Annotated in this window: 11 protein-coding genes; 2 read left to right on the top strand and 9 right to left on the bottom strand. The window is 61.6% G+C overall.

The window, feature by feature from the left end:
- Positions 1-57: 57 nt before the first annotated feature.
- From A477_RS0118570 to fdxA, 3 genes are all read right to left on the bottom strand, one after another.
- On the bottom strand, positions 58-1,341 hold the full coding sequence (locus A477_RS0118570) for a citrate synthase (protein WP_026005754.1): 1,284 nt from the start codon (positions 1,339-1,341) through the stop codon (positions 58-60).
- A 232-nt stretch (positions 1,342-1,573) separates the two neighbouring features.
- Positions 1,574-2,722: a succinyldiaminopimelate transaminase gene (gene dapC, locus A477_RS0118565; protein WP_017200393.1), complete on the bottom strand. Its 1,149-nt coding sequence runs from the start codon at positions 2,720-2,722 to the stop codon at positions 1,574-1,576.
- Between the two features lie 12 nt (positions 2,723-2,734).
- A complete protein-coding gene (gene fdxA / locus A477_RS0118560) occupies positions 2,735-3,061 on the bottom strand; it encodes a ferredoxin (RefSeq protein WP_017200392.1) in 327 nt (108 codons plus the stop codon).
- 135 nt (positions 3,062-3,196) lie between these two features.
- Here fdxA and A477_RS24085 point away from each other — a divergent pair, with 135 nt between their 5' ends.
- Positions 3,197-3,448: a putative acetyltransferase gene (locus A477_RS24085; RefSeq protein WP_502685507.1), complete on the top strand. Its 252-nt coding sequence runs from the start codon at positions 3,197-3,199 to the stop codon at positions 3,446-3,448.
- Here the strand turns inward: A477_RS24085 and A477_RS0118555 are convergent.
- Entirely contained in the window at positions 3,381-3,812 is a 432-nt protein-coding gene (locus tag A477_RS0118555) for a hypothetical protein (RefSeq protein ID WP_017200391.1), read from the bottom strand. The two genes, A477_RS24085 and A477_RS0118555, sit on opposite strands and share 68 nt — an antisense overlap.
- A gap of 40 nt (positions 3,813-3,852) precedes the next feature.
- Positions 3,853-5,769 (bottom strand): translational GTPase TypA, encoded by a 1,917-nt coding sequence (gene typA, locus A477_RS0118550; protein WP_017200390.1) that lies wholly within the window; start codon positions 5,767-5,769, stop codon positions 3,853-3,855.
- 283 nt (positions 5,770-6,052) lie between these two features.
- On the opposite strand from typA, the gene A477_RS0118545 reads away from it, so the two are divergent.
- Positions 6,053-6,913: an SGNH/GDSL hydrolase family protein gene (locus A477_RS0118545; RefSeq protein ID WP_502685506.1), complete on the top strand. Its 861-nt coding sequence runs from the start codon at positions 6,053-6,055 to the stop codon at positions 6,911-6,913.
- Positions 6,914-7,432: 519 nt separating this feature from the next.
- On the opposite strand, the gene A477_RS0118540 is transcribed toward A477_RS0118545, so the two are convergent.
- From A477_RS0118540 to A477_RS0118525, 4 genes are all read right to left on the bottom strand, one after another.
- A complete protein-coding gene (locus A477_RS0118540; protein WP_017200388.1) occupies positions 7,433-9,142 on the bottom strand; it encodes a dipeptide ABC transporter ATP-binding protein in 1,710 nt (569 codons plus the stop codon).
- Positions 9,143-9,152: 10 nt separating this feature from the next.
- Positions 9,153-10,097, bottom strand: coding sequence for an ABC transporter permease (locus A477_RS0118535; RefSeq protein ID WP_017200387.1), 945 nt, complete (start codon positions 10,095-10,097; stop codon positions 9,153-9,155).
- Complete coding sequence (locus A477_RS0118530; RefSeq protein ID WP_017200386.1) at positions 10,087-11,016, bottom strand: ABC transporter permease; 930 nt, start codon at positions 11,014-11,016, stop codon at positions 10,087-10,089. Before A477_RS0118530 ends, A477_RS0118535 begins: the two co-directional genes overlap by 11 nt.
- Before the next feature lie 124 nt (positions 11,017-11,140).
- Positions 11,141-12,823: a peptide ABC transporter substrate-binding protein gene (locus A477_RS0118525; protein ID WP_017200385.1), complete on the bottom strand. Its 1,683-nt coding sequence runs from the start codon at positions 12,821-12,823 to the stop codon at positions 11,141-11,143.
- Positions 12,824-13,056: the final 233 nt, after the last annotated feature.

The following is a 13,056-nucleotide window of genomic DNA, read 5'->3' as shown; positions in this document are numbered from 1 at the left end:
GGCCGCACACCTCGCGCGAGGTGTGCGGCCGCCGTCGTTATTAAGGCTGTTGCCGTATCAGTTGGCCGGGTAGTTGCGCTCCGGCTCCCCCGTGTAGAGCTGCCGCGGGCGGCCGATCTTGGTCTGGGGATCGTTGATCATTTCGCGCCACTGGGCAATCCAGCCCGGGAGGCGTCCAATGGCGAACAAGACAGTGAACATCTTCTCGGGGAAGCCCATGGCCTTGTAGATAAGGCCGGTGTAGAAGTCGACGTTCGGGTACAGCTTGCGCTGGATGAAGTAGTCGTCAGCCAGTGCCTTCTCTTCGAGGCGCATGGCGATGTCCAGCAGTTCGTCGTTGCCGCCGAGCTTGCCCAGGACTTCGTGTGCCGTTGCCTTGATGATCTTGGCGCGGGGATCGTAGTTCTTGTAGACGCGGTGTCCGAAGCCCATCAGGCGGACGCCGTCTTCCTTGTTCTTGACCTTCTCCATGTAGTCCTCGGGCTTGATGCCGTCGGCCTGGATCTGGCGGAGCATCTTCAGCACGGCCTCGTTGGCGCCACCGTGGGCGGGGCCGAAGAGGGCATTGATGCCGGCTGAGACCGACGCGAAGAGGTTCGCGTTGGACGAGCCCACAAGTCGCACGGTGGACGTGGAACAGTTCTGCTCGTGGTCCGCGTGCAGGATGAGCAGGAGATCCAGGGCCTTCACGACCACGGGATCCATTTCGTACTGCTCGGCGGGGAGGCCGAAGCTAAGGCGCAGGAAGTTCTCCACCAGGTTCATGGAGTTATCCGGGTACAGCATCGGCTGGCCGATGGACTTCTTGTGCGCGTAGGCAGCGATGACCGGCAGCTTGGCCATGAGGCGGATGGTGGAAACTTCAACGTGCTCCGCGTTGAAGGGATCCAGCGAGTCCTGGTAGAACGTGGACAGCGCCGAAACAGCCGAGGAAAGCACAGGCATGGGGTGGGCGTCACGCGGGAACCCGCCGAAGAAGCCCTTGAGCTCTTCGTGCAGGAGCGTGTGGCGCCGGATGCGCTGATCGAACTCTTCCAGCTCTGTGGGAGTGGGAAGGTTGCCGTAGATCAGCAGGTAGGAAACTTCGAGGAAGCTCGAGTGCTGCGCGAGCTGCTCAATGGGGTAACCGCGGTAACGCAGTACGCCTGCGTCGCCGTCGATGTAGGTAATGGCCGAGGTGGTGGCCGCTGTGTTCATGAAGCCGGGGTCATAGGCGACGGCGCCCGTCTGCTTCAGCAGCTTGGAAACGTCATAACCTTCGTTTCCTTCTACAACCTTGATGCGCGGCAGTTCGAGTTCGCCGCCGGCATGGCGCAGTGTCGCGCTGGTGGTCTCAGTCATGGAGTCCCCTTCATGAGGCCTCAGGGCCTCTATCGAACGCTTGTCCAACAACCTTCTGGTGTCGCCGCCTTCGGCCCTACTGTTGCAGGGCTCCAACGGCCGAAGTGCTTTCTTAGAGAAGGCCACCATTGATAGTCAGTTAAAAAGCTACCGCCAGTAACCCTACGGAACTAATCCGTACCGTCCGGTTACTGGCGGAATGACGCTAATAGTGGTGCAAGTCACACCATTGTTATGAGGCTGCGCCAAGCCGTTCAACAGCGGCGTCAATTCGCTCGTCGCTGCCGGTAAGCGCCACGCGGATGAAGCCATTGCCGGCGTCGCCATAGAAAACGCCCGGGCCTACCACGATGCCAAGTTCCGCGAAGCGGGCAACAGTGTCCCACGTGGCTTCGCCGGCTGTGGACCACAGGTACAGGCCGGCCTTGGATTCGTGGATCTTCAGTCCGAACTTCTCCAGCGCCGGCACGATCCTCTCGCGGCGTCCGCGGTACAGGTCCTTCTGGGCCAGGACATGGCCGGCATCGCCCAAAGCGACGCGCATGGCTTCCTGCACGGGGTAGGGAACGATCATGCCGGCATGTTTGCGGCTGTTCACCAGATTGGCCATGATGGCCGAATCTCCGGCTACGAACGCGGCACGGTACCCGGCAAGGTTGGACTGCTTGCTGAGCGAGTAGACGCAGAGCAGGCCATCAGTGGAACCGCCGGTAACCCTGGGATCCAAAATGCTCGGGACAGCTTCGCCGCCGCGCTGGGCGTCCCATTCGCCCCAGCCCAGCTCGGCGTAGCACTCATCAGAGGCCACCACAGCTCCGAGCTCACGGGCCTGGCCGACGATCCGTTGGAGCGACTCGATGTCACGGACGCTGCCCGTGGGGTTGCCCGGCGAGTTGATCCAGACCAAGCGGACCTTCGAACGCGTTGCCGGATCAAGTTCATCCAGGTCGTCAGCGGCAACGGCCGTGGCACCTGCCAATGAAGCGCCGATGTCGTAGGTCGGGTACGCAACGGTGGGACGCACAACGACGTCGCCCGCACTCAAACCCAGCAGGAACGGCAACCACGCCACCAGTTCCTTGGAACCCACGGTAGGCATGACGTCCCTGGGGTCCAGCCCCGGGACGCCGCGACGGCGGGCGAACCAGTCCGCAATTGCTTGCCGCAAGGCCTCCGTACCGTGAACCGTGGGATAGCCGTGGGCGTCGGCGGCGTTGGCCAGGGCCTCGCGGATCAGCCCGGGAGTGGGATCCACCGGCGTACCGATGGAGAGATTCACTGCACCGCCAGGGTGCTTGGCGGCCGTGGCAACATACGGCGCCATGGCCTCCCACGGGTAGTCAGGCAGGTTAAGGCCGAAAGCCGGCGCCGCTGAAATCAAAGAAACTACCGCCTAGTGGTCTTGGTTCTGCGGGGGCAGTGCAGCGATGTACGGGTGGTCCTTACCCGTGTTGCCGATCTTGGCGGCACCGCCCGGGGAACCGAGGTCATCAAAGAACTCCACGTTGGCCTTGTAGTAGTCGGCCCATTCTTCCGGGGTGTCATCCTCGTAGTAAATGGCCTCAACCGGGCACACGGGTTCGCAGGCTCCACAGTCGACGCATTCATCGGGGTGGATGTAGAGGGAACGCTCACCTTCGTAAATGCAGTCGACAGGGCATTCTTCAATACATGCTTTGTCCTTGACATCTACACACGGCTGCGCGATTACGTACGTCACGTCCCAGACCTCTCCACGGTTTGTCCCGGCGATGGCCGGGGTAATACGGCCGGCATCATGCCGGGCACTCAACTTCCGAGCCTATTATCCAACAGTGCGCTGACGCCAACCTAGCCCGCGTCTTAGTATGAAACGGTGACTCCCCCGAACTTGCCGCCCCGACAATTCCTCCTCGCCGCAGAACCCGGCATCCGGGTGGTGGTCAGGTACAGGATCGAGGACGGGTTGACGGACGCCTTGGGCTATCTGGTGGGGGCCACGGAAGGCTCCTGTACTGTCAGGACCCGTACAGCCGACGTCGAAATTCCGTTGGCAATGGTCATCGCGGCGAAAGAGGTTCCACCGCCACCGCCGCGTCGGCAGTCCGTCCGCGTCGCGACCGACTGACAACCTGCCGATTAACAACCACAAGCATGATTAACGTCACTACGCCGATTCCGAAGACCCACACGTTGCCTACGGCGTCGGCTAGTATCAACTGCTTAGCGGAGCCGGCTGAAGACAGGACGCCGACGACGGCATAACTCACCACGCCCGCCACCGCCGCCGGTATCACCGAGCGGGACCATGCAGCGAGCCACAACTGCACGGACGCAAGCAGCAGCAAGGCCGCGGCCGCGCCCCATGGGAGCTCGACGCCGGCCCAAAGTATGTTCTGTCGGTGCAGTACCGTACCCGCCAGGGCAACGAAAAGAGCCGCCAGCACGGCCGTGGCAATGCCACGAACCGAACCGGCGGCTCCCCTCTTCATTCAGCTGTTCCGAACTGGTTCAGGCCAGTTAGGACTAGGACTAGGACTTGGCGCGGGCGCGGTTGGCCTTGGCGCGCTCGTTGGAGTCCAGGATGACCTTACGGATACGGATGGCATCCGGGGTTACCTCGACGCACTCGTCTTCGCGAGCGAATTCGAGGGACTCTTCGAGGGTAAGATCGCGCGGCGGCGTCAGGTTTTCGAAGGTGTCGGAGGAAGCGGCACGCATGTTGGTGAGCTTCTTTTCCTTGGTGATGTTGACGTCCATGTCATCAGCGCGGGAGTTCTCGCCGACAATCATGCCTTCGTAAACCTCGGAGGTGGGCTTCACGAAGAAGGAACCGCGCTCCTGCAGGTTAATCATGGCGAATGGCGTAACAACGCCTGCGCGGTCGGCAATCATCGAACCGTTGGTACGGTATTCGATCGGTCCGGCCCACGGCTCGTAACCTTCCGAGATGGAAGCAGCGATACCGGCGCCGCGGGTGTCCGTCAGGAACCGGGTACGGAAGCCAATCAGGCCACGCGCAGGGACGATGAATTCCATGCGGCACCAGCCCGTGCCGTGGTTGGCCATGTTGGTCATGCGGCCCTTGCGGGCAGCCATGAGCTGCGTGACGGCGCCGAGGTATTCCTCGGGCACATCGATGGTCATGTGTTCCATCGGCTCGTGCAGCTTGCCGTCGATGGTCTTGGTGACAACCTGAGGCTTGCCCACGGTCAGCTCGAAGCCTTCGCGGCGCATCTGCTCAACGAGGATGGCCAGCGCGAGCTCGCCACGGCCCTGGACTTCCCAGGCGTCGGGACGCTCGGTGGGGAGCACCTTGATGGAGACGTTACCGATCAGTTCCTTGTCCAGGCGATCCTTCACCTGGCGGGCCGTGACCTTGGCACCCTTGACCTTGCCGGCCAGCGGCGAGGTGTTGATACCGATGGTCATGGAGATCGCGGGATCGTCCACGGTGATCAGCGGCAGCGGCTGCGGGTTCTCTGCGTCAGTGAGGGTCTCACCAATCGTGATGTCCTCGATGCCGGCGACGGCGACGATCTCGCCGGGACCTGCGGACTCGGCAGGAACACGGGTGAGCGCCTTGGTAGCGAGCAGTTCGGTGATCTTGACGTTCTTGAGCTCACCGTTTGCGCGTGCCCAGGCAACGGTCTGACCCTTGCGAAGCGTGCCGTTGTAGATGCGGAGCAGCGCGAGGCGGCCAAGGAACGGCGATGCGTCCAGGTTGGTCACGTGTGCCTGCAGCACGCCGTCCGGGTTGTACGTGGGAGCGGGGATGTGCTCGATGATGGTCTTGAAGAGGGGCTCGAGGTCCTCGTTTTCCGGGGCGGAACCGTTGTCCGGCTGGTCCAGGGAAGCGCGGCCAACCTTGGCGGCTGCGTAAACGACGGGAACTTCGAGGACCTTGTCCAGGTCCAGGTCCGGAACTTCGTCAGCGAGGTCTGAAGCGAGGCCCAGGAGCAGGTCCATGGACTCGTGGACAACTTCGTCGATGCGGGCGTCGGGACGGTCGGTCTTGTTGACCAGGAGGATGACCGGGAGGTGGGCCGCAAGGGCCTTGCGGAGCACGAAGCGGGTCTGGGGCAGGGGGCCCTCGGAGGAGTCGACCAGCAGGACGACGCCGTCAACCATGGACAGGCCGCGCTCTACCTCGCCACCGAAGTCGGCGTGGCCGGGGGTGTCGATGACGTTGATGGTGATGGTCTCGCCGTTGGACGACGGGCCGTTGTAGGCAACCGTTGTGTTCTTCGCGAGGATGGTGATGCCCTTTTCGCGCTCCAGGTCACCGGAGTCCATGACACGGTCCTCAACCTCACCATGGGAAGCGAAGGAGTTGGTCTGCTTGAGCATGGCGTCGACCAGGGTGGTCTTACCGTGGTCAACGTGTGCGACGATCGCGACGTTGCGCAGATCGCTCCGCGACGCAGTGTTGGTGATGGTTTCAGACATGCGTTAATGACTCGTTTCAGTGGTGAAGTCAGCTGTTTGCATCCGCGCGCATACCTGATCGACTTGATCGGAACACACAGCGAAAAGACCCCGGGACACAGGGCACCTGCATCCAGTCTAAACGCAGTTGCATTTATGAGCCTAAAAAGCAAGCCATTCGGGGCTGCAATGTGTCCTTGCTCACACGTCCGTGTTGTTACCTAAACGCAAGTCCAGATGCTGGATTTTCACTCCGCTGTGCACCATGATGGGCTGCAGAACCAGTGCCACGTGGAGAACAACGATGCGACAAGCTCCGGCCGTGTTCCGTATGCTCGCACCATTGATCGCCATAGGCGTTCTATCGGTGGGCTGCGGACCAAGCCCAGCACCAATGACCGCCCCCTCTGGATCCATTGCGCCCGGGCCTGCCCAGACGGCCGCCGCAGACAAACCACTCAGGATTGCGCCTGCCCCCAGCTCGCTCAACTTGCCCGTGGGCTCGCTATACAAGAACCCCGCAAACAACCGCAGCGAAGTGGTTCTCGCCGACGTGCGCCACACCGCGGTTCTTATTGGCGATTCCCAGTCAATGCCGAAGGATTCCTGGCCGCAGCAGGGCATCGCAGCCATGGGCTACAAATTGCACGTCGTGGGAATGGGCGGTACCGGGTATGTGGCCACCAACGGCAAGACGGGGAACTACATTGACGCGTTGCAGCGCGGCGACTGGGTACTGCCTTTCGGTGATCCACCGCTGATCGTGATCCAGGGCGGCGGCAACGATGCCACCCAACGTGCCACCGACGCCCAGATCACCAGCAACGCCGAGCGGCTTCTCGCCGCCCTGAAGAAGCGCTACCCGGGCGCCACCCTGGCCATGATTGGAACCCTGGCCAGGGGCGTGAGCAACGGAGGCGGCCGCCGCACTGAAATCGATGCCCTCCTGGGCCGCATCGCCGCCAAGCACGCCATACCGTTCGTCAGCGCGGGCGATTGGCTCACCCGCTACAACGCGATTGTGGATCTCCAGGATGGCGTGCACTTGAAGCCGGCCGGGCATGCAAAGCTGGGCGCCGCCCTGGCTCGCGAATTCACTGCGCTTGGCCTTACGGCCCGCCCGGACAGCTCCGCCTCCGCATCGGAATCTTCACCTGCGCAGTAGAGCGCGCGTTGCGGGGCCCGCTCTGCACACTTCGTGAGCCCTATTCCGCGCACAGCAGGCCTCACAACACGTAGCCTCGCGTTGCCCGGCCCGCTCTGCACACTTCGTGAGCACTATTCCGCGCAGAGCAGGCCTCACAACACGTAGCCTCGCGTTGCCCGGCCCGCTCTGCACACTTCGTGAGCCCTATTCCGCGCACAGCAGGCCTCACAACACGTAGCCTCGCGTTGCCCGGCCCGCTCTGCACACTTCGTGAGCCCTTTTGCGCGCAGAGGAGGCCTCACAACACGTAGCCTCGCGTTGCCCGGCCCGCTCTGCACGCTTCGTGAGCCCTATTCCGCGCACAGCAGGCCTCACAACACGTAGCCTCGCGTTGCCCGGCCCGCTCTGCACGCTTCGTGAGCCCTTTTGCGCGCAGAGGAGGCCTCACAACACGTAGTTAACGGCAAGAGCCGGTGGTTCCCATCTCGGGGGACCACCGGCTCTTCTGCTAACCAACCGTCAAACGCTCGACGCCGGTCAGGCCACCGCAGGTGGCAAAAGAAGCGAACCGCCCGGAATGGCATCCAGGAGTGCTTGCGTGTAGGCCTCGCGCGGGTTGTCGAAGACGTCATCCGTGCTGCCCGTCTCCACCAGCTTGCCCTTCTCCATGACGCAGACGTGATCCGCGATCTGACGGACCACCGCGAGGTCGTGCGTGATGAACAGGTACGTCAAGCCGAGGTTGTCCTGAAGATCAGCCAGCAGGTTCAGCACCTGGGCTTGGACAAGGACGTCCAAAGCTGAAACCGCTTCATCGCAGATGATGACTTCCGGGTCCAAGGCCAGAGCTCGGGCAATAGCAATGCGCTGCCGCTGGCCACCCGAAAGCTCGTTCGGGTACCGCTGCATCATGGACTGTGGCAGGGCTACCTGGTCCAGCAGTTCCCGGACCTTCTTTTCACGGCTGGCCGCGTTGCCGATCTTGTGCACGCGCAGCGGCTCTTCAATGGTCCTGAAGATGTTGTACATCGGATCCAAGGAACCGTAAGGGTCCTGGAAGATTGGCTGGACCCGGCGACGGAACTTGAAGAGCTCCTTGCCCTTGAGCCCCGCGGTATCCACGCCATCAAAGATGATCTGGCCCTCACTAGGCTTTTCCAGCTGGAGAACCATTTTGGCCACAGTGGACTTGCCCGATCCGGACTCCCCCACGATAGCCGTGGTGGTCCCGCGCTTTACGGAGAAGCTGACATCGTCAACAGCAGCGAAATCGGAGGTCTGACCCAGCCCCTGACGCAATTTGTAAATCTTGCGCAGGTTCTTGATCTGGAGGACCTCGTCCTGGACGCGGCTTTGCGCTGCTGCCACAGGTGCCAGCAGGTCACCGGCATCAACACCCTGCTCCTTGGCCACTTGAATGCGGCGCGAAGCGAGGGACGGTGCAGACTCCACCAAACGGCGAGTGTACGGGTGCTGCGGGTTGCGGAGGAGCTCCAGAGAAGGACCGGCCTCAACAACGTTGCCTTGGTACATGACAATGACTTTGTCAGCCCGCTCGGCAGCCAAGCCCAGGTCGTGCGTGATGAGCAGCACGGAAGTGCCAAGCTCTGTAGTCATCTTGTCCAAGTGGTCCAGGATCCTGCGCTGCACCGTGACGTCCAGCGCCGACGTGGGTTCATCGGCGATCAGGAGCTTGGGCTGGCAGCTCAGGCCGATGGCGATCAGGGCGCGCTGACGCATACCGCCGGAGAACTCATGCGGATACTGCTTGGCACGCCGAGCAGCGTCCGGGAGGCCGGCCTCAGCAAGCACCCTGGCCACATCGTCCGGGCCATCCGGCCGGCCGTTGGCTTTGAGCGTTTCCCGAACCTGGTATCCGATCTTCCACACCGGGTTCAGGTTTGACATGGGGTCCTGCGGAACCATGCCGATATGGCTGCCACGGAGTTCGATCATGCGCTTCTCCGAAGCGTGGGCAATGTCTTCGCCGTCGAGCAGTATCTGCCCGGCCGAGACGCGTCCGTTGTTGGGTAGCAAGCCGATGGCGGCCAGCGCCGTCGTCGACTTTCCTGAACCCGACTCCCCCACAATGGCGACCGTTTCGCCCGGCATGATGGACAAGTGCGCGTTCTTTACCGCCTTGACCTCCCCGGAACCGGTCTTGAAGGTGATGGCCAGATCCTTGATTTCCAAGATGGGCCGTACCGGTGCTGTGGCTTCATCAATTCTGATGTTGGCAGAAGTCATGTTCGCCTCCTTAGCGCTGACGGCTCTTGGGATCAAGAGCATCGCGGACGGCGTCGCCAAGCATGATGAAGCTCAGGACGGTGATGGACAGGGCGGCTGCCGGGTAAAGCAGGATTCCCGGGTTGGTACGGATGGATGCATTTGCCGCGGAGATGTCGTTACCCCACGACATGACGCTGCCAGGCAAACCGACGCCCAGGAAGGACAGGGTGGCTTCGAGGACGATGAAGACGCCCAATTCCAAGGTGGCAAGGACGATCACAGGTGCCAAGGCGTTCGGCAGCGCATGCTTGACCAAGGCGCCAAACTTGGAAACACCCAGTGATCGGGCCGCCGTGACGAAGTCCGCGTTGCGCACTTCGATAACAGCTCCTCTGGTGATGCGTGCCATTTGGGGCCACGCAAGCAGGGATATTGTCAGTACCACGGTCCAGACGCTCCTGTTCTCGCGGAACAACGGGAGCTGGGTGATAACCAGGGCGCCGAGGATGATCGGCAGCGCGAAGAAGATGTCGCCCAAGCGGGCCAAGACGGAGTCCAACCAGCCGCCGTAGTAACCGGCCAGTGCACCCAAGGTGACACCAATGATGACGACGGCAAGCACGGACAGGACACCGACGGACAGGGAAGCCTGCGTACCGTGGATTACGCGGGAGTAGACGTCGCACCCCTGCAGGGTGAATCCCAGCGGGTGGCCGGCTGTGGGCGCACCTTCGGAGTTGGCCAACTGGCAGTCGTTGTTGGGTTCGACACTGGTGAACAGCCCCGGGAACACCGCAACAATAACCAAGAGCAGGATCAGCAGCGAGGAGACGATGAACAGGGGGCGGCGACGAAGCTTGCGCCAGGCATCAGCCCAGAGGCTCAGGGGCGCCTGATCTGTTTTGACAGCGTCAGTGGCCAGAAGCGGTGTCTCCTCGACGGGAGCCACAAAGTGTTCATTATTACTGGTCATAGCGGATCCTCGGGTCAAGCCAGGCGTACAGGAGGTCAACCAGGAGGTTGGTGATAACAAAAACCAGAACCAGGACGCTCACAATGGCGACGATGGTGGGCCCCTCGCTGCGTGCGATTGCCTGGAATAGTTTGTTACCCACTCCTGGGACGTTGAAGATACCCTCGGTGACGATGGCGCCGCCCATGAGCCCGCCAAGGTTGGCGCCAAGGTAGGTCACCACCGGGATCAACGAGTTCCGCAAGATGTGGGCCACTACGACGCGGGGCCGGGACAGTCCCTTTGCCGTAGCAGTGCGTACATAGTCCGCGTTCATGTTCTCGCTGACGGAGGCACGAGTCAGGCGGAGTACGTAGGCGAAGGACACTAGTCCCAGCACGACGGCCGGGAGGATCAGGTTGCCCCAGTCGGCGTTGGCGCCCACTGTAGGTTTGGCCCAGCCAAGTTGGACTCCGAACACAAGCTGGAACACGAAGCCCAAAACGAAGGTGGGAACTGCGATCACCAGGAGGGAAACGACCAGGACGGTGGAGTCGAAAAGCTTGCCCTTCTTCAGACCGGCGAAGACACCGAAGGCAATACCGAAGACGGCCTGAATGATGAGGGCTTCAATGGCAAGCATTGCCGTAACGGGGAAGGCCCTGGCCAGGGAGTCCGCAATGGGCTGCTGGGTGAAGTCAACGCCGAGGTTAAAGGTGAACAAGTTCTTGATGAAGAGCCCGTATTGGACCCAGAAGGGCTGGTCCAGGTTGTACTGGGCCCGCAAGGCGTCGATGACGCTTTGCGGCGGCTGGCGATCTCCGAAGAGGGCTGCAATCGGGTCGCCGGGTAGTGCGAAGACCATGTAATAGACGAGGAGCGTGGTCCCCAGGAATACCGGGATGACCTGCAGGAGCCTACGGAAAATAAAGCGAACCACGGGTCACCCCTCTCCGGTGGTCGGGCATTGGTGTGTCATGTGTGCCTTCCTGCCAAGCAAGCAAGGGGGGCCCGGCGCTTTGGCCGGACCCCCGCTGCCCTAAGGCAAGTTCAGATCCTGAGGACTACTTGGCCTCGATGTCGAAGTAACGGATGCCGCCGTTCCAGCCGGTTTCAGCTGAGACAACGTTGTTGCTCCAAACGATCGGGGTTGCCCGGTACCACAAGGGCAAGCCGGGGAGGTCCTTGAACAGGATCTCCTGTGCCTCGTTGAACTTCTTGTTGGCGTCTTCCGGAGTCTTGGCTGCAAGGCCTTCCTTGAGGAGCTTGTCGAACTCGGGGTTCGAGTACTTCTCGTAGTTGGACGATGCGTTGGTTGCCCAGACAGGTCCGAGGAAGTTGTAAAGCGACGGGTAGTCACCCTGCCAGCCGGCGCGGGTCAGACCAGGGAGGGACTGCGACTTGCGCAGGTCCAGAACTTCAGCGAACTTCGCGAACGGCTGGATTTCAGCCTGGATGCCGAGGTTGTTCTTGAAACCATTGGCTACGGCGTCGATCCATTCCTTGTTGCCGCCATCGGTGTTGGAGGCGATGAGGAGCGGCTTGGAACCGTCGTAAGGCTTGATCTTCTCAGCCTGGGCCCAGAGATCCTTGGCCTTCTGGGCGTCGAACTTCAGAACGTCGCTACCCGGGATGGCGTCGTTGTAGCCGTCGAGGACGGGAGCCGTGAACTCGGTGGCCGGGGTACGCGTGCCGTTGAAGATGACCTTGGTGATCTCTTCGCGGTTGATGGCGTGGGACAGAGCCTGGCGACGCAGCAGACCGGCTTCACCCTGGAAGTTCGGGTTGTAGCCCGGGATGTTCAACGTTGCGTTGTTGGCGTTCGGGCGCGTGGAGTTACGGTCCGGGAAGTCCGTGGTGTAGGTCTTCAGAGCGTTCGAGGGAACAACGTCAGTGATGTCGAGGTTGTCGGCCTGGAGATCCGTGTATGCGGGGCCCGGATCCGTGTAGAACTTAAAGGTCACGCCACCGTTCTTGGCAGCACGCGGGCCAGTGTAGTCAGCGTTCTTGACCAGGGAGATGGACTGGTCGTGTACCCAGGCCCCTTCCTTCTCGAACTTGTACGGGCCGTTGCCGATCGGGTTCTCGCCGAACTTCTTCGGGTCCTTCAGAGCCTCGGAAGGCAGCGGGTAGAAGGCGGAGTATCCAAGGCGCAGTGACCAGTCGGCTTCGGGCTGAGCGAGCTTAACCGTGATGGTCTGGTCGTCAGTCGCGGCAAGGCCGGACATGGTCTGGGCCGTAGGAGCCGGCGTCGAGGTCTTCTTGCCGTCAGCGCTGGTGGTCTCAGTGACGGCGCTGACGTCGGCGTAGCCTTCGATGGACTCGAAGAAGAAGCCGTTGTTCTGGAGGTTGGTGCTCAGTGCGGCGAAGTTCCAGGAATCAACGAACGTCTTGGCCGTGATGGCCTCACCGTTGGTGAACTTGGCGCCGGGCTTGACCTTGATGGTCCAGTTCTGTGAATCGGTGGTTTCGATCGACTCCGCCAGCGCGTTGACGGGCTTACCGTCCGAGTCGTAGGCACGAAGGCCTTCAAACAGCAGCTCGACGACGCGGCCACCGTACACCTCATTGGTGTTAGCGGGGAGCAGCGGGTTCTGCGGTTCGTTGCTGTATGCGGAAATGACCTTGTTCGGGTCAGTTGCGGCTGAGCTGTTCGTATTGCTGCCGCCACCGCCGCCGCAACCGGTCGCTGCGAGGGCGATGATCGCCGCTACGCCTAGAGCTTTGGAAGTGCGCGAGAAACGCATTCCGCCTCCTATGAGTCGTGGAGTTGAGCAGGGGAAATTCGTGATTTCCCCCAGGCACAGGCACAGTTTCCTACTGTGACGTTGCCTACATGTGTGTGTAAGCCTACCCACATTGCGTCCAGATGTTGGGACATGCTGGCCAAACTGTAACCGTTCCGCAACCTCCAGATGCCTAAATTGCCGCGGATTTCAAGTCAAACGTTACTCAGTGGTAGCATTCGCTGTCTGACAGC

It is taken from the genome of Arthrobacter sp. M2012083 (assembly GCF_000281065.1).
Taxonomy (GTDB): Bacteria; Actinomycetota; Actinomycetes; order Actinomycetales; family Micrococcaceae; genus Arthrobacter.
The sequence above is the reverse complement of the archived record's forward strand: the minus strand, read 5'-3'. Positions and strand labels throughout refer to the sequence as shown.